11 protein-coding genes are annotated in these 17393 nt (G+C 63.4%); 4 read left to right on the top strand and 7 right to left on the bottom strand.

What is annotated here, in order from left to right:
- The 3 genes from glgB to RUH75_RS20795 all read right to left on the bottom strand — a co-directional run.
- The coding region (gene glgB, locus RUH75_RS20805; protein WP_313809108.1) for a 1,4-alpha-glucan branching protein GlgB at nucleotides 1–1914 on the bottom strand (1914 nt) is incomplete at its 3' end.
- Nucleotides 1915–1953: 39 nt separating this feature from the next.
- Nucleotides 1954–4422 carry a glycogen/starch/alpha-glucan phosphorylase gene (locus RUH75_RS20800; RefSeq protein ID WP_313809105.1) on the bottom strand — a complete coding sequence of 823 codons (2469 nt, stop codon included), beginning with the start codon at nucleotides 4420–4422 and terminating at the stop codon, nucleotides 1954–1956.
- An 84-nt stretch (nucleotides 4423–4506) separates the two neighbouring features.
- Nucleotides 4507–5733 (bottom strand): serine hydrolase domain-containing protein, encoded by a 1227-nt coding sequence (locus tag RUH75_RS20795; protein ID WP_313809104.1) that lies wholly within the window; start codon nucleotides 5731–5733, stop codon nucleotides 4507–4509.
- A gap of 141 nt (nucleotides 5734–5874) precedes the next feature.
- On the opposite strand from RUH75_RS20795, the gene RUH75_RS20790 reads away from it, so the two are divergent.
- The 4 genes from RUH75_RS20790 to RUH75_RS20775 all read left to right on the top strand — a co-directional run bounded on the left by RUH75_RS20790 (nucleotide 5875) and on the right by RUH75_RS20775 (nucleotide 13114).
- The gene (locus tag RUH75_RS20790) at nucleotides 5875–6387 is read left to right on the top strand and encodes a sigma-70 family RNA polymerase sigma factor (protein WP_313809107.1); all 513 of its coding nucleotides are present in this window, start codon (nucleotides 5875–5877) and stop codon (nucleotides 6385–6387) included.
- Nucleotides 6388–6442: 55 nt separating this feature from the next.
- On the top strand, nucleotides 6443–7372 hold the full coding sequence (locus RUH75_RS20785) for a FecR domain-containing protein (protein ID WP_313809106.1): 930 nt from the start codon (nucleotides 6443–6445) through the stop codon (nucleotides 7370–7372).
- Nucleotides 7356–9803: a TonB-dependent receptor domain-containing protein gene (locus RUH75_RS20780; RefSeq protein WP_313809103.1), complete on the top strand. Its 2448-nt coding sequence runs from the start codon at nucleotides 7356–7358 to the stop codon at nucleotides 9801–9803. The genes RUH75_RS20785 and RUH75_RS20780 overlap by 17 nt, the downstream gene beginning before the upstream one ends.
- Before the next feature lie 101 nt (nucleotides 9804–9904).
- On the top strand, nucleotides 9905–13114 hold the full coding sequence (locus tag RUH75_RS20775) for an autotransporter domain-containing protein (RefSeq protein WP_313809102.1): 3210 nt from the start codon (nucleotides 9905–9907) through the stop codon (nucleotides 13112–13114).
- Between the two features lie 141 nt (nucleotides 13115–13255).
- Here RUH75_RS20775 and RUH75_RS20770 read toward each other — a convergent pair whose 3' ends face one another.
- The 4 genes from RUH75_RS20770 to gatB form a co-directional block, all read right to left on the bottom strand.
- The gene (locus RUH75_RS20770; RefSeq protein WP_313809101.1) at nucleotides 13256–13795 is read right to left on the bottom strand and encodes a hypothetical protein; all 540 of its coding nucleotides are present in this window, start codon (nucleotides 13793–13795) and stop codon (nucleotides 13256–13258) included.
- Between the two features lie 90 nt (nucleotides 13796–13885).
- On the bottom strand, nucleotides 13886–15046 hold the full coding sequence (locus RUH75_RS20765; RefSeq protein ID WP_313809100.1) for a M48 family metallopeptidase: 1161 nt from the start codon (nucleotides 15044–15046) through the stop codon (nucleotides 13886–13888).
- Nucleotides 15043–15783 (bottom strand): hypothetical protein, encoded by a 741-nt coding sequence (locus tag RUH75_RS20760; RefSeq protein ID WP_313809099.1) that lies wholly within the window; start codon nucleotides 15781–15783, stop codon nucleotides 15043–15045. The genes RUH75_RS20765 and RUH75_RS20760 overlap by 4 nt, the downstream gene beginning before the upstream one ends.
- Nucleotides 15784–15914: 131 nt before the next feature.
- Nucleotides 15915–17393: Asp-tRNA(Asn)/Glu-tRNA(Gln) amidotransferase subunit GatB (gene gatB, locus RUH75_RS20755; protein WP_313809097.1), on the bottom strand; the 1479-nt coding region annotated here is incomplete at its 5' end.

The following is a 17393-nucleotide window of genomic DNA, read 5'->3' as shown; positions in this document are numbered from 1 at the left end:
GGGCGCCCGCCGGACCCAGGCAAAGAGGGCATCCCGTGCCGCGTCCACCAGCACCCACTCAAAGCCCTCCACCTCACAATCACGCGCATGGAGCGCCGGGCAGGAGCGATAGAGGCGATTGAGGTCGCTCACCAGCAACTGCACCCCTCGATGCGGTGCATGATCGAGCAGATGCCAGTCGAGCGCGCGCTCCTCGCTCCACTCATCGCGCTGGGCGAATTCCTGCCCCATGAACAGCAGCTTCTTACCCGGATAGCCCCACATCATCGCGTAATAGGCACGCAGGCTCGCGAATTTCTGCCAATCGTCCCCGGCCATCTTGTAAAGCAGGGAAGATTTGCCGTGCACCACCTCGTCATGGCTCAATGCCAGCACGAAATTCTCGGTAAAGGCATAGAGCAGGCCGAAGGTGACGTCGTCATGATGGTGGACGCGATGCACCGGATCGCGCGCCAGATAGCGCAGCGTATCGTGCATGAAGCCCATATTCCATTTGAAGCCGAAACCCAGGCCGCCTTCATGCACCGGGTGCGACACCTTGGGCCAACTGGTCGATTCCTCGGCAACGGTCATGACGCCGCGATGGGTGCCATAGAGCGCCTTGTTCATCTGCTGGAGGAATTCGACCGCCTCCACATTTTCCCGCCCGCCCTGGCTGTTGGGAATCCACTCGCCTTCCTTGCGGGAATAATCGAGGTAGAGCATCGAGGCGACGGCATCGACCCGCAAACCGTCGACATGGTAGCGCTCGGCCCAGAACAGCGCATTATTGATCAGATATTGCGCAACCTCCCGCCGCCCGAAATTGTAGATCGCCGTATTCCAGTCGGGATGAAAGCCCTTGCGCGGGTCCGCATGCTCGTAAAGCGCGGTGCCGTCGAAGCGGGAAAGGCCATGGGCATCGGTCGGGAAATGCGCGGGCACCCAGTCCAGGATGACGCCTACGCCGGCCCGATGCGCCCCGTCCACGAAACGCGCGAATCCCGCCGGGTCGCCGAAACGCGCGGTCGGCGCATAGAGGCCCGTGGTCTGATAGCCCCAGCTTGGATCATAGGGGAATTCGCTGATCGGCAGAAATTCGATATGGGTGAAGCCCATCCCGACCACATAGGGGATCAGCCGGTTGGCAAGCGCATCCCAGTCAAGGAAATGGCCGTCCTCGTCGCGCTGCCATGACCCGGCATGGACTTCGTAGATGGAGATGGGTTCGCGGCGCGGATCGGCCTTTCCCCAGTGGGCGCGGTGGCGATCGTCGCCCCAGACATGATCCGGCGCGGCGGCCACGATTGAGGCGGTCGAAGGGCGCAGTTCGGACCGGAAGGCCAAGGGGTCGGCCTTGAGCGGCAATATCGTGCCATCAGGGCCAATGATTTCGAACTTATAGGGACTGCCCACGCCGACTTCGGGCAGGAAAATCTCCCATATGCCCGCATCCTGCCGCCGCCGCATCAACCCCCGGCGACCGTCCCAGCGGTTGAAATCGCCCACCACCGACACGCGCCGCGCATTGGGCGCCCAGACCGCGAAATGGGTGCCCTCCACCCCTTCATGGCTGATGACATGCGCGCCCAGCTTGTCGAACAGCCGGGCATGGGAGCCTTCCGCGAAATAATGGTCGTCCATCGGCCCCAGTACCGGGCCAAAGCTGTAGGGATCGATCAATTCATATTCGCTGCCATCGGCATATGCCGCGCGGTAGCGAAGCGGCTGGCGCTTGCGGATCGAAACCTTGCCGGAAAACAGCCCGCCCGGGTCGATCGGGGACAGCGTGCCGACCAGCTTTCCATCGAGCTTGCGCGCCGTGACTCCGACCGCTTCGGGAAGCAGGACGCAGGCCGTGAAGCCTTTGTCAGCCGGATGGACGCCCAGCGTTGCGAAAGGGTCGTCCTCAAGTCCCTCCAGCAATCGGGCCATCTGTTCCGGAGTCAATGCCACCCTAGTTCCGGCCTCCCGTCACACCGGCACCTTCCAGATATCGGTCGCATATTCCCTTATCGTGCGGTCGGACGAAAACCAGCCCATGCGCGCGACATTGTGAATGGCTTTCCTGGCCCATAGCGAAGGGTCCCGCCACATCGCGTCCACCCGCCGCTGGGCAGCGGAATAGCTGTCGAAATCGGCCGCCACCATGAACCAGTCATGATCGGTGATGCCCTGCACCAGATCCTTGTACCGGTTCGGATCGTCGGGCGAGAAAACCCCGCCCGCGATCGCGTCCAGCGCCTGCCCCAGTTCCCGGCTCCGAGCGATGACGTCGCGCGGATGATAGCCCTGGGCGCGCCGCTCATTCACCTGCGCGGCGGTGAGGCCGAAGATTACGATATTCTCTTCCCCCACATGATCGCGCATCTCGACATTGGCGCCGTCGAGCGTACCGATGGTGAGCGCGCCGTTCACCGCGAACTTCATATTGCCGGTGCCCGACGCTTCCATTCCCGCGGTGGAAATCTGTTCCGACAGGTCCGCCGCCGGGATCATCATTTCCGCCAGCGACACATTATAATTGGGCACGAACTGCACCTTCAACAGTCCCTGCACCGCCGGGTCGTGATTGATGGCCCGCGCCACGTCGCCCGCCAGCTTGATGATGAGCTTGGCATTATGATAGCTCGGCGCCGCCTTGCCGCCGAACAGCTTGACGCGGGGCACCCAGTCCTTTTCCGGATGCGAACGGATCTGGTCGTAAAGCGATACAGCCTCGATGATGTTGAGCAGTTGCCGCTTATATTCATGGATGCGCTTGATCTGGATGTCGAACAAGGCAGCGGGGTCGATCCGCGCATTCACCCTCTGCCGCAGCAGATCGGCCAGGGCGACCTTGTTCGCGCGCTTCACGGCGAGGAACCTGTCCTGGAACGCACTATCCTCGGCAAATCGATCAAGGTCGCGCAGCGCTTCGGGATCGTCCATGAAGCGATCGCCGATCGCCTCGCGGATCAGCATGAACAGCCCATGATTGCATTGCATCAGCCAGCGGCGGAAAGTGACGCCGTTGGTCTTGTTGTTGATCCGTGTCGGATAGAGTTGATGCAGGTCGGCAAAGACCGTTTCCTTCATCAGTTCCGTATGCAGCGCCGACACGCCATTGACGCTGTGCGATCCGGCAAAGGCGAGGTTGCCCATCCGCACACGCCGCTCGCCACCCTCATCGATCAGCGAGATGGAACCGATCGCGCGGTCATCGAACCGGCCCGAACGGCGCGCCTCGCCCAGCAGGCGGCTGTTCACCGCATAGACGATCTGCATGTGCCGGGGCAGCAGCCGTTCGAACAACGGCACGGGCCAGCTTTCCAGCGCTTCGGGCAGCAAGGTATGGTTGGTGTAGCTGAAGGTCCGCCGGGTGATGTCCCAGGCTTCATCGAAATCGATGCCATGACTGTCGAGCAAAATCCGCATCAATTCGGCCACGGCGACCGCCGGGTGCGTGTCGTTGAGCTGGATCGCCGCCTTATCGGCCAGAGTGCGCACGTCGCCAAAATATTGGAGATGCCGCCGGACGATGTCCTGCAAGGATGCGGACGAGAAGAAATATTCCTGCCGCAGCCGCAATTCCTGCCCCGCCGGTGAACTGTCGGCGGGATAGAGCACCCGCGTCAGCGCCTCTGCCCGATTGCTTTCCGTCAGGGCGCCCAGATGGTCGCCCGCATTGAAGCGGTCGAGCAGGATCGGGTCTATCGGCTGCGCTTCCCAGAGGCGCAGCGTATTGACCCGCTTGCCCCGCCACCCCGCAATCGGCGTGTCATAGGGCGTCGCGATCACGCGCTCCGCGGGCCGCCAGCGCATCTGATGCGGACTGGCGTCCACATTCTCCGACGGATCGACCCGGCCGCCGAAGCCGATTTCATAGCTCGCCTCGCGTCGTTCAAATTCCCAGGGATTGCCGTGGGTCAACCAGGTTTCGGGCAATTCCACCTGCCAGCCGTCCGAAATCTCCTGCCGGAACATGCCGTTCACATAGCGGATGCCATAGCCATAAGCGGGCACGTCGACCGTCGCCATGCTCTCCATGAAACAGGCCGCCAGCCGTCCGAGGCCACCATTGCCCAGCGCCGCATCCGGTTCCAGCGCGGCGATGATGTCGATGTCGACGCCCAGCGAATCCAGCGCCGCCTGCACATCGTCCAGCATTTCCATATTGGACGCGGCATCGCGCATCAGGCGGCCGATCAGGAACTCCAGGCTCAGATAATAGACCCGCCGCCCTTGTTCCTCATAGGTTTTCTGGGTCGAGTTGATCCACGCATCGATCACCCGGTCGCGGATCGAGAGGATCACGGCATGCAGCCAGTCATGTGGTTTCGCGGCTTCCGCATTCTTGCCGATGCGGTAGGTCAGCCGCTCGACAATCTCATGGGCAAGGGCTTGGGGATCGACCTGCCGGGGCGCAGGCTTGGGAAGCGTGGGTTGGCCTTTGAGGTTCATGCGCGTGCCCCTTGCCGTGAGTCCGGAAGGGATGATTGCACGCCCTCCTTCCCTCGCCAACAGCAAATTTTGCAGCGCAACAAATTACCGGAAATGCCCCCTGCGATCGACGATCGCATCGCGGATGCCGCGCCGCAATTCGCCCCGCACCGGATAGGTGCTGGACGGGAAATGCTGGGTCATGAAAAGGCCGATCAGCCGCTCGATTGGATCGATGAAGAAAAAGGTCGAGAACACCCCGCCCCAATAATATTCCTGCGTGCGAAGATCTGTCGCGAAGCCAAGGCCAAAGCCGACCCCCGCATAGTCCGCTTCGCTGAACATAGAGGAGGACAGGCTGGCCAGATCGCCCCCGCCCGGCAAATGGTTGGCATGCATCGCCGCCACCGTATCGGCTTTCAGCAGGCGCACCCCGTCCAGTTCCCCGCCACGCAGCAGCATCCGGGCAAAACGATGATAATCCGCCACGCAAGACAGCAACCCGCCGCCGCCCGAACGAAAGTGCAGGGATTTGCGCCAGCCGCTACGCGCGCCGCGATCATAGAGCGACAGCTTTCCATCCGCCCCCAATTGCCAGGCGTCGGTCAGCCGATCGATGCGATCGTCCGGCAGTTCAAAGAAGGTGTCGGCCATCCCCAAGGGCGCGAAAATGCGCTCCCGGAAACAGCGCTCCAGATCGAGCCCGCTCAGCCGCTCCACCACCACGCCCAGCACATCCGTCGATACCGAATAATTCCACCGCTCGCCCGGCGAAAATTCCAGCGGCAAGGCGGCGAGCGCTGCAATGAACCCGTCCGAACTACGCTTCTGCTGAAATTCATCCAGCCCCATTTCCCGGTAACGCGCATCGATCGCCGTCTGTCGTTGCAGGCCATAGGTCAGGCCGGAACTATGTCGCAGCAGGTCGATCATCAGCATCGGCCGCTTCATCCGCCCCTTGCCGTCGGCGCCCACCGCCAGGTCGGCAAATTCGGGCAGGACCTTCGCCACCGGATCGTCCAGCGCCACCAGCCCCTGCTCCACCAGCATCATGAAGGCGACCGAAGTCACCGGCTTGGTCATCGAAGCGATGCGATAGAGCGCACCCTCGCCCAATGGCTCGCCTGTCGCGCGCGCAACGCCGCTGCGGATCGAGACGATCGGCTGCTCATCGCGCGATATCAGCAGTTGCATATGAGGCAGCCTGCCGGACGCGACGTAGCTGTCGTGAACATGGTCGGCCAGCGCCTGCAGTTTTCCGGCATCCATGCCTGACGCCCGTGCCGCCGCCACGTCAACCTGCCCTGCTGCCTGTCCCCTCGCCTGCATCATTCCTCCTGCCGGTACCGCGACACCAGCTAGAACAGTCGCGCCCGCAGGTAAATGCCGTGCGTCCCCATGCTCTTGCCCGTTGCCAACACCCCCACCCGCCCATTATGGCAGCCGCCTGATCCCACTGGATGCATGTTCTTCATGGCTACCGGCCTTTCCGCCATCCTCCTGAACAATCGCCCCGCCTTGCTGCGGTTCCTGCGCGCGCGCGGCGCCGGCGACGAGTCCGAAGACCTGTTGCAGGACATGTGGATGAAGCTGGAGGAGAAGGATCTGGGCCCGATCGCCGATCCGCTGCCCTATCTTTACCGCATGGCGAATAATCTGATGCTGGACCGCTATCGCTCCGCCGCACGGCGGGAACGGCGGGAACAGGATTGGGCCGAGGGCGCAGGCGGCGTCATGGCCGATCCATCGGAGGATGTCGCCATAGACGAACGGCTGATCCTGACCGAAAGGCTGGAGGAAGCGCGCGCCGTGCTCCGGGCGCTGGGGCCGCGCGTCGAGCTGATATTCCGCCGCTTCCGCATCGAGGGCATCGGGCAAAGGCTGATCGCGGAGGAATTGGGCGTCAGCCTCACCACAGTGGAAAAGGATTTGCAAAAGGCCTATCGCGCCATGATCGCCCTCAAGCATAAAATGGATACGGAATGAGCAGGCTGACGGCGTCTTGCTCGATAAGGGGCATGAAATGAACGGGGCTGGAGCCATGATGGACGAGGAGGCGATCGGATGGGTCATCCGCACGCGCGATCCCGAATTTGCCGATTGGGAAGCCTTCACATCCTGGCTGGAAGCTGATCCCGCGCATGCCGGCGCCTATGACGCGCTGATGGCGGCGGATGCCGATCTGGACCGGATCGTGCCGGAAGAGCCGGTGACGATCGCGATGCCCGCCAATGATCCGGGCGAACGGCGCTGGCGTCCCATGCGCTGGCTGGGCGGGGGAGCCGTGGCGGCGGCTCTGGTCGGGGTGGTTTCCATCGGCCTGATGAACCGCAGCGACATCTACACCATCACCACCCGGCCCGGCGAAACCCGCACTATCGCGCTCGATGACGGCACCCGCGTCGATCTGAACGGCGGCACGACGATGCGCTTCGATCGGCACGATGCGCGGTTCGCTGCGCTCGACAGCGGCGAGGCGGCATTTACCGTGCGACATGATGCGGCCGATCCCTTCCGCGTGACCGTGGGCGACGCCGTGTTCGAGGATGCAGGCACCGTCTTCAACATCGTCCACACGGCCAGCGCCACGCGCATCGGCGTGTCCGAAGGCAAGGTGATCTACAATCCCGACGCCGAGGCGATCGCGCTGCCGGCCGGTCGCGCACTCAGCGAGGATGATAGCGGCCTGCGCGTCATGGATATCGCGACCGACGCGGTGGCAAGCTGGCGTCAGGGTCGCCTGACCTACGCCAATGCGCCGGTGACGCAGATCAGCGCCGACATCGCCCGATCGCTGGGCGTGCAGTTGACCGCCACGCCCGGCGCGGGCGCGACGCGCTTTACCGGCACGATCCGGCTGGACCGCGATCCGGCACGTTTCTTTGGCCAGACCGCGCCGCTGATGGGGCTCAAGGCCGTCCAGCAGGGCGACGGATGGCTGTTGAAGGAGGGGGATGGCCCGCCACGCTGACGTCCTTTTCGTCACCGCCCCATTCGTGATGGCCGCCATGACGGCCGCTTCGCCTGTGCAAGCGGCGGAAAGACAGCAGATCAGCATCGCCCCCGGACGGTTGGGCGAGGCGGTGATAGCGCTCGGCCGCCAGACGGGCGCCAGCATCGGCATGTCGGATCAGTCGCTGGCCGGGATCGTCACCTCTGCCGTGCGGGGCCGCATGTCGACGGAAGCCGCCCTCAGGCGGTTGCTGAAGGGCCGCGGTGCCAGCGTCCAGCGGATCGACGACAGCACTTACCGGATCGTGCGGCAGCACGTGGTCCGGGATCAGCCCCGTATCGCTGTCGCCACCCCCATGCCGCAAACCGGGCAGGAACCGGCCGAAATCATCGTCACCGCCTCCAAGCGCGACACGCCCCTGCCACGCTATGCCGGGATGGTCGATGTAGTGGGCGACAATGCCTTTACCGCCGGGGAAGCGGCAGGCGGCACCGCCAGCCTGATCTTCCGCGTGGCGAGCCTCAGTTCCACCCATGCGGGCGCGGGCCGCAACAAGCTGTTCATCCGCGCCATTGCCGATAGCGGCGTCGCCGGGCCGACGCAGGCGACGACGGGCCAATATCTGGGCGACATGCGCCTGAACTATGCCGCGCCCGATCCGGACCTGAAACTTTACGACATGCAGGGGGTGGAGGTGCTGGAGGGGCCGCAGGGCACGCTCTATGGCGCGGGTTCGCTGGGCGGCATCATACGCATGATCCCCAATGCTCCCAATCTGGCGAAGGCAGGCGGGCAGATTTCCGCTGGCGCCAGCGCAACCCAGCATGGCGATCCGGGTGGCGATCTTGCCGCGACCATCAACCTGCCGATCGTTTCGGAGAAGATCGCGCTGCGCGTCGTCGGCTATGGCGTGCAGGATGGCGGTTATATCGACAATGACAACGCCGAATATCGCAAGAATGACGTCAACCGCACCCGCACTTTTGGCGGCCGTGCGACGCTGCGGTTCGCGCCGGACGAGAACTGGACCATCGACCTTAGCGGCGTCTATCAGCGGATCAAGGCGGACGACGCCCAATATGCCGACAGGCAGAAAGGCAAGCTGAAACGCGCCTCCAGCGTGGCCCAGCCCTATTCGTCCGACTATGCGCTCGCCAATCTGCGGGTCGAGCGGCAATGGGACGATCTGCGCTTCGTCTCCTCGACCGGCTTCGTGCGCAACATCCTGTCGGAAAGCTATGACGCGACCCAGCCCGACGGCCCGGCAGCACTGTTCCGGCAAAGAAACACGGTCGACATCTTCTCCACCGAAAACCGCATCGTCCGAGATCTGGACAATGGATTGGGCTGGATATTGGGCGCCTCCTATCTGGAGAGCACGTCGGATATCGAGCGGTCGCTCACCTCCTTCGGCACGGCGCCGGTCCAGCCACAGGTCATTCCCGGCGTTCCCATGTATGGGCGCGGGATGCCGGCGACCTCGACCGGCGTGCGCAACCGCATTCGGGAGGCGACGCTCTTCGGAGAAGCCTCTTTCGAACCCGTCAAGGGCCTGATCGCCACGATCGGGGGTCGCCTCACCAACAGCCGGTTGAGCGGCAAGGCACTCGATCCGATCGCCATCCTGTCCATGACCGCCATCGCCCGCGCGGAGGCGCAGGCGAACCGAAACGAGACGATCTTCCTCCCTTCCTTCTCGCTGCTGACCGACAGGCTGGCGGGCATCACGCTCTATGCCCGCTTCCAGCAGGGCTTCCGGCCCGGAGGCCTCGCCGTGGACGATCAGCATATCCAGCGCTTCCGCAATGACAGGGTATCGACGCTGGAAATGGGCTTCCGCAAGGGCGTGCCCGGCGTCGACACGGTCGCGCTGACCGGCAATGTCGCCTATACCCGGTGGAAGGATATTCAGGCAGACGTCACCGACCGGATCGGCATTCCGACCACCGCGAATATCGGTGACGGACGGATTTATACGGTCGAAGGCCGCATCGCCGTCCGTCCCGTGCCGCGCCTGACCCTCGACGGCAGCATCATCTATAATGACAGCCGTCTGAGCCGCCCGACCCGGTTCGTGCAGATGCTGTCCTATGAGGGGAAGTCGCTGAGCCTACCCAATGTCGCCAATCTGGGCGGACGCATCGGCTTCGACTATCGCGCGCCGGTGGGTGACGACATGCAATTCCACCTCAGCGGATCGGCCCGCTATGTCGGCAAGTCGCGCCTGGGCGTTGGCCCGATCCTGGGTCGCGAACAGGGTGACTATGTCGACACCGCGCTCAGTGCCAGCCTGACGCGCGGGCCGGTGCAATGGTCGCTATCGCTTTCCAACCTGCTGGACAGCAGCGGCAACCGCTTCTCGCTGGGCACGCCCTTCGACCTGCGCGGCGATTATATCACGCCGCAGCGCCCGCGCACCGTCCGGCTGGGGCTGGATTTCGCCTTCTGATCCTGCATCGCATTATTTTCATCTGACGGAACAGGCGCTTCGACGCCGTCTCCCGCGCATGCGCGCTTATCAGAAAAGGCGCGGCACGCAGAGGAGACATCATGCGCAATCTTCTGGCCTGCACGGCCATCGCTCCCGTACTGGTCGCCCTTTCGGCGGCCGATGCGGCGGCGGAAACCACCATCGGTTCTTCCACCACCACCGCCATCAAGACCTCCACCGTCGCGGGCGGCTCTGCCGACGACGTCACGGTCAGCTCCGCCGGATCGATCACGCTGACAAGCGGCACGGCCATCACGCAGGACAGCAACAACAAGGTCGGCAACGCCGGCACGCTGAAGATTACAGGCGCAGATGGCGCGACCGGCATCTTCGCGGCGGCCGGCACCACCGGTGACATCACGCACAGCGGCACCATCACACTGGACGAGGATTACACCGCCACCGACAGCGACAGTGACGGCGATCTGGACGGCGCCTTTGCCTTGGGCACCGGCCGCAATGGCATATGGGTCCAGTCGGGCGCGGCGCACGCGGGCAATATCGACAGCAGTGGCACCATCACCATTGAGGGCAATCAGTCCGCAGGCATTCGCATCGACGGTCCGCTGGTGGGCAATCTTTCCACCAGCGGCTCGACCAGCGTGGTGGGCGACAACAGCCATGGCGTGCTCGCCAACGACGTGACCGGCAATGTCACCATTCGCGGGACGGCCGCCGTGACGGGCGCCAACAGCGTGGGCGTGGCATTGCAGGGCGATGTGACGGGCGCGGTCAAGATCCAGGGCACGGTCACCAGCACCGGATATCGCTATACCACCCGTCCGACCGACACGTCGAAGCTGGACGCCGACGATCTGCTACAGGGTGGATCGGCGGTGACGATCGCGGGCAATGTCACGGGCGGGGTCATCTTCGACATTCCGCCGACATTGGACAGCAACGACGCCGATGTCGATGACGACGGCCTGACCGATAGCAGCGAAGGTTCCGCCGCGGTCTATGCCTACGGCTCGGCGCCTGCCGTGCGGATCGGATCGGCCACGACCGACACCACCCTTGGCGCCGTCGCGTCCGAAAGCTCGGGCTATGGCCTGATCGTCAAGGGCACGATCGCCGGTTATGGCATTTATGACGGCGTCGATGCCAATGGTCTGGTCATGGGCGGACTGGGCGGCAATGTCTCCCTTGCCAAGGGTTTGCTGGTTACAGGCAGCGTCGGCGCGGTTTCCTATGACAGCAACGCAACCGCCATCCGGCTGGGCAGCGGCACGAGCGCCGACACCATCCAGGTCAGCGGCGCTGTCGGCGCGACCGGCGGATCTCTTGCAGGCGCGTCGGCCCGCGCGCTGGTGATCGATGCAGGCGCCACCAGCAGCACCATCATCAATAGCGGCACCATCGGCGCTACTGCGCTCAGCACCGTCAACGGCACGGCCATCGCCATTCTCGATTCCTCCGGCACTGTGTCGACGCTGACCAATAGCGGCGCGATTTCGGCCTCGGGCGGGAAGGATGGCGCGAACATCGCCATCGACATGACCGCCAACAGCAGCGGCATCACGCTGACCCAGTCGCTTGCCTCATCCACCGCGACCGCTCCCAAGATCACCGGCGATGTGCATTTGGGATCGGGCAATGACGTGGTGGCCGTTTCAGCCGGCAACATCACGGGCGATGTCGATCTGGGCGCGGGCAGCAACAGCCTGGCGCTGTCCGGATCGTCGATTCTGACCGGCGACGTCGCTCTTGGCGGCGCCGGCTCCAGCCTCAGCCTGACGGGCACGTCGGAATTGAACGGCAATGTCGATTTCGGGGGTGGCGCGACCACCCTTACCCTGTCGGACACGGCTGCGCTGAGCGGCGCGATCAGCAATGCGGCGAACACAGCCGTCATCGTCAATGGCGGCACGCTGAACGCCACCAACAACGGCACCGTCGCGCTGGCTTCACTGGCAATGAGCGGAACATCCGTGATCGGCGTTGCGATCAATGGGGCCAATGGCACCAACACGCTATATGACGTGGCGGGCGCCGCGACCTTCGCCAGTGGTTCGCAGGTGAAGGCGACCCTTACCAGCGTCCTCGGTTCGGAGGGCGATTATGTCATCGTCCGCGCCGGATCGCTGAGCGGCACCCCTGCCCTCTCCAGCACCACGCTGATCCCCTATATGTTCAACGGCAGTGTCGCCAGCAACGCGTCGACCGGCGAAGTTACCCTGTCGATCAAGGCCAAGACCGTGTCCGAACTGGGCCTGACGGGGTCGACCGCGCGGGCCTATGATGCGATCTTCAACGCGCTCGACAAGGACAGCGCCGTGGCCAATGCCTATCTGTCGGTCACCGATGGGGAAGCGCTGAAGGCCGATCTGCAACAGATGCTGCCCGACCATGCCGGCGGCGCGTTCGAAGCGGTAACGGCGGGATCGCGCGCCACCGCCCGCATCCTGTCGGACCCCGGCGGCATCTATCGCACGTCCGACGGCCATCTGGGCTTTTGGCTGCAACAGGTGGCGTTCGGCAGTTCGAAGAGCGTCGGCGATACCGCCTCCTATGACATCAACGGTTGGGGCGCGAGCTTCGGAGCGGAATATCTCACGGGCCTGGGCGCTTTCGGCGGGTCGTTCGCCTATATTCACGGCAGCGATTCCTCTGGAAGCACCAACAATGCCGTCGACACCGACCAGTTCGAACTGGCGGCGCACTGGCGTGGCGATTTCGGCCCGCTCCAGACCTACGCCCGGATTTCCGCCGCCCATATCAAATTCGATGGCAGCCGCCATTTCGAAAGCGGCGACGTGGTCCGCACCGCGGATGGCAACTGGACGGGCAAGCTCATTTCAGCAACCGCAGGTGCTTCCCATGAGATGCGCTTCGATCGTTTCACCCTGCGTCCGGCAGCAGGCATCGATTATTATCGCCTGAAGGAAGACGGCTATAGCGAAACCGGCGGCGGCGATGCGTTCAACCTGATCGTCGACGGCCGCACCAGCGACGAACTGACCGCCAGCGGCAATGTGACGGTCGGCTATGATTTCGGCAGCCTCAACCGCGAGGATGGATGGATGCGTGTCGAGTTGGAGGGCGGCCGACGACAGATCATCGGTGGATCACTGGGCAGCACGACCGCGCATTTCACCGGCGGGGAGGATTTCACCCTGGTGGCCGACAAACGCACGAGCGGCTGGACCGGCCGCGCTCGCCTGACCGGCGGCACCGAAAGCTTCCGCGTGGGCGGAGAATTCGGCGCGGAACAGCAACAAAATCACGTCGCCCTGTCATTACGGGCGACGGTAAACTTCATTCTGTGACGTCCTAACGATGAATTGGCGGGCTTCACCCCACAGACCCTCCCGGCCCGCCAGTCAGCCATGACAAACCCGTTCCCGCGGGCTCATGGAACAAATGGAAGGGGCGTTGCCTCCCTCGGCAGCGCCCCTTTTTTGCTACGATCAGCGTCTGGCGGCCATGGGAAGGCTTTCCAGCCGGGCCGACGACACGATTTGCCGGAATGTTGCGACATCGCGGTCGAAATAGAGAATGGCGGGCGCGTCGAAGCTCATCAGATAGAGCCTGCCATTGACGATCGCCCCGACCGCCTCGCCATTGCGCGACACATCCTCCATCTGCTTGCGGAAGCTGTAGGAAAAACGCACCCCCTTCGCGCCGAGGAACGGCACCGGTTCGATATTGGTCATCGAAAAGAGTGTGGTGCCGAGCGCGATGCGATAGCTATTTTCCAGCAGCGCGGGAATGTCCGTCAGCAGCATGGTCGAGGAGAAACGCGGCAGCGGCTTGGTCCTTTTGCTGACCTCGCGGAATAGCGCGCGCGCCGTTTCGATGCTGTAGAAATTGACGCCGTTCAGGTCATCCCCGTCCAGCGTCCATGTCTCCGAATTGCGGCCGGGCCGGGCCGACAGGCGGTTCCATTCACGTTCCGGAGTGACGGTCAACGTCGATTTGGCAACGGCAACCGACGTTCCCGCCGGCATCAAAGCATTGCCAGCTATTAACGGCTGGGCTGAAAGAGCCGCGCATATTATTACCAGAAAAGAAGCTATTCGTATCGCCATGAGGAAATCCTATTCGCCGATCATCGCATGGAGCATGGAAATATCGGCTGCCTGCGGACGCAGCCGGATGTAGTTTTTAAGCGCAACCGTCCCCTCGACCTGCTGGCGGTCGCGCATCAGGCAGAGGCCAAGGCCGCGCCATGCATCCGCCATGTCGGGATCAGCGCCAAGGGCCGATCTATAGAAATCCGCCGCTGCCACCAGGTCACGCGGATTGCCCCGCTGACGGTAAAGTTCCGCACGGGCAAAGAGCAATGGCGCGGTCCAATGTTCCCCCGCCAGCGAGGCCAGCAGGTATTCCGTTCCGCCAAAATCATTGAGCTTCAACTGGTCGGACAGAAATTCCGGCAGCCATTTGGCGAGCGCAGTCGAATAGCTTTCCGCCGCCTCCGGCTTCACCGCGACATCGGCGGACAGGGTGGATAGATAGGTAGCCCGGTCGAGATTGGTCGGATGGGTCGCGAAAAAGGCAACCCGATCATAGCGCTGGCTGCGCTGCTTGCGGCCCAGCGCGGTCGCATCCGCTTCCCCCATCAGTCGCTGCCAGATATGCGACGCGGCTTGCGCTGAATAAGGCGACTGGATCGCATATTTCAGCGATAATAAATCGGCCTGCTTTTCCTGCTCGCGGTTGAACTGAAAGATGGAGCCGATCGCGGTCTGCTGGATGGCCGGACCATATTGCCCCAGAAACGACGCCCAGGCCGCAATATCCGTAGCCGAACGCCGTTGGCGGAAACCCGCAAGGCTGTGTCGTAGTTCGAAATGCGCAAATTCATGGCCGAGTACAGCAGCCAGTTCAGCCTCGCTCCGCACCCTCAGGAGAAGCCCGCTCCACAGCTGCATCGTTCCATTGGGCGCCATATTGGCGTTGAAAGACGCCACCCGGACCAGATAGATGCGCACGCCCCGACAGCGATCCTCGCCCACCGCGCGGCACAGAACGCCGCCGACATAGGCCTGCAAAGCCGGATCGTTGATGACGAATTTCGAATCCCTCAGGTTGCGTTCATCCTCATCCGCCAGCATCCACAGGCCGCGCTCGTCCGTCCCCTGTGGCTGATAGGCCTGGGTATAGGGCGGCAGATCGGCTGGCGCAGAGGCAGCGGATGCGGCAACCGGCAATGCCAGCGCCAGCGGCGGGATCGCCCGCGACAAGGCGCGTCTCACTGGGCTGCGGCGAGGCTGATGCTGCTGCCGGGGAAGTCCTCCAGCAACTGCGCCACGCGGCGGCGCGCGCCATCAATGGTCCGGACATCGCCGCCCATCTGCAAATCGGCGTTCAACCACAGCAGATCGCCGCCGTTGAGATCAACCAGCCCGGCAAAGCCCTTATGCTGGCCCGACTGGATGCCGACACCACCCATGGCCGCGAAAACCTGAAAGATCTTGCGCCCGGTCGACCCGAATTGATCCTCGGTGAAGATGAACAGACCATAACGCGCGCCCGAACGGCTAGCGAGCGCGGACACGCCGGGGCCCAGCGTCCAGTCAAATGCCGCACCCTCACGCTTCTTGGTGGGCAGGCGGTTGCCGGGGAAGAACTGGAATTCGATCACCGACTGCGCGACGATGCCAAACAGCGACTGATATTCGGCGAGACTTTCGGCCTGTTGTCCTGCGACGTCGACGGAACCGACAATCTCATTGCCCAGGCTCTGCTGCGCCTCCGCCAGCGCCACATCCAGATTGTCGCGCGCCTGCTGAGTCCAGTCGGCATTGGGTTCGAACATCCCGGCGGTCGACTGACTGCCAACCGTCACTTTCGGCCGGAACAACAGGATTTTGGTCGAATTGGGATCAAGAGCGAAGCCCTGCCGGACAGCAGACTTCTCCTGCGCCATGGCGGTGGGCGACAGGCAGCCCAACAACAGGCACAAAACGGCATAGCCGAAGGCGTAACGCATGAAATCCCCCCCTGTACACAGCCGAGTCCCCCGACTCATTGCGACTGATGTTCAAGGACTTAGCGAGGCAAGCGCGTCACGTACAGACGGGACGATGCCTGCCGAAGCAGACATCCTCCATAATGGATCAATCAGGCGAGCGCCTTCCTAATCAGTTCGTTGACGACCTGTGGATTGGCCTTGCCCTGCATGGCCTTCATCGTCTGGCCGACGAAGAAGCCGAACAGCGCCTCCTTGCCCGCCTTATACTGTTCGACCTTGTCGCCATTGTCGGCCAGCACCTTGGCCACGGCGGCCTCGATGGCGCCGGTGTCAGACGTTTGCTTCAGCCCCTTTTCCTCGACGATCTTCGGCGCGCGGTCGCCGGTTTCGAGCATGATCTCGAACACCTGCTTGGCGATGGTGCCGCTGATCGTGCCGTCCGCGACGAGCGCCAGCAGTTCCGCGCCCTCTTCCGGACCGACCGGGCTGTTCTCCAGCGTCTTGCCAAGGCGGTTGAGCGCGCCGTAAAGTTCCGACAACAACCAGTTGGCCGCAGCCTTGGCGACTTCGCCCTCGCTCTTCTTCTGGATGCGCGCGCCCTCGGCCAGCAGCGCCTCGAACCAGCGCGCCGTGTCGGCGTCAGCGGTCAGGGTAGCGGCGTTGTAAGCCGACAGCCCCAGCCCTTGCTCATAACGCTGACGCTTGGCGTCCGGCAGTTCGGGCAGCGACTGACGGCATTCCTCCAGAAACGCATCGTCCAGTTCCAGCGGCAGCAGATCGGGATCGGGGAAATAGCGATAGTCGTGCGCATCTTCCTTCGACCGCATCGACCGCGTTTCGTTCCTGTCCGGGTCGTAGAGGCGCGTTTCCTGCACCACCTTGCCGCCAGCCTCCAGCACATCTACCTGACGGCTGGCCTCATATTCGACCACGGCCATGACGAAGCGGACCGAATTGACGTTCTTCGTCTCGGTACGGGTGCCGAACTCTTCGCCCGGCTTGCGAACCGACACATTGACGTCGGCGCGCATGGAACCCTGATCCATATTGCCGTCGCAGGAGCCGACATAGCGCAGGATCGTCCGCAGCTTCGACAGATAGGCTCCTGCCTCTGCGGGCGAACGCATGTCCGGGCGGCTGACGATCTCCATCAGCGCCACGCCTGAACGGTTAAGGTCGACATAGGAGCGCGTCGGATGCTGATCGTGCATCAGCTTGCCCGCATCCTGCTCGACATGGATGCGCTCGATGCCGATTGTCTTGACCTGCGCGTCCGGATTCTTGTCGTCCAGGCTGATCTCGATTGCGCCCTCGCCCACCAGCGGGTGGTAGAGCTGGCTGATCTGATAGCCCTGCGGCAGATCGGCGTAGAAGTAGTTTTTCCGGTCAAAACGCGACCATTTGTTGATCTGCGCCTTGATCGCCATGCCGGTGCGCACCGCCTGACGGATGCACTCGCGGTTCGGCACGGGCAGCATGCCAGGCATGGCCGCGTCGACCAGGCTAACCTGCGTATTCGGCTCCGCGCCGAAAGCCGTGGCAGCGCCGGAAAAGAGCTTCGCCTGGCTCGTCACCTGCGCATGGACTTCCAGGCCGATCACGACCTCCCACTCGCCGGTTGCGCCCTG

It is taken from the genome of Sphingobium sp. (assembly GCF_032153725.1).
GTDB lineage: Bacteria > Pseudomonadota > Alphaproteobacteria > Sphingomonadales > Sphingomonadaceae > Sphingobium.
Note: the sequence above shows the minus strand (reverse complement) of the source record. Positions and strands in the feature narration are given on the sequence as shown.

What these genes read in the sequence shown, in the direction of transcription:
- RUH75_RS20790 (WP_313809107.1), top strand. Translation starts at nt 5,875, where the DNA reads ATGGCTACCGGCCTTTCCGCCATCCTCCTGAACAATCGCCCCGCCTTG.
- RUH75_RS20785 (WP_313809106.1), top strand. Translation starts at nt 6,443, where the DNA reads ATGATGGACGAGGAGGCGATCGGATGGGTCATCCGCACGCGCGATCCC.
- RUH75_RS20795 (WP_313809104.1), bottom strand. Translation starts at nt 5,733, where the DNA reads ATGATGCAGGCGAGGGGACAGGCAGCAGGGCAGGTTGACGTGGCGGCG.
- RUH75_RS20760 (WP_313809099.1), bottom strand. Translation starts at nt 15,783, where the DNA reads ATGCGTTACGCCTTCGGCTATGCCGTTTTGTGCCTGTTGTTGGGCTGC.
- RUH75_RS20780 (WP_313809103.1), top strand. Translation starts at nt 7,356, where the DNA reads ATGGCCCGCCACGCTGACGTCCTTTTCGTCACCGCCCCATTCGTGATG.
- RUH75_RS20800 (WP_313809105.1), bottom strand. Translation starts at nt 4,422, where the DNA reads ATGAACCTCAAAGGCCAACCCACGCTTCCCAAGCCTGCGCCCCGGCAG.
- RUH75_RS20775 (WP_313809102.1), top strand. Translation starts at nt 9,905, where the DNA reads ATGCGCAATCTTCTGGCCTGCACGGCCATCGCTCCCGTACTGGTCGCC.
- RUH75_RS20770 (WP_313809101.1), bottom strand. Translation starts at nt 13,795, where the DNA reads ATGCCGGCGGGAACGTCGGTTGCCGTTGCCAAATCGACGTTGACCGTC.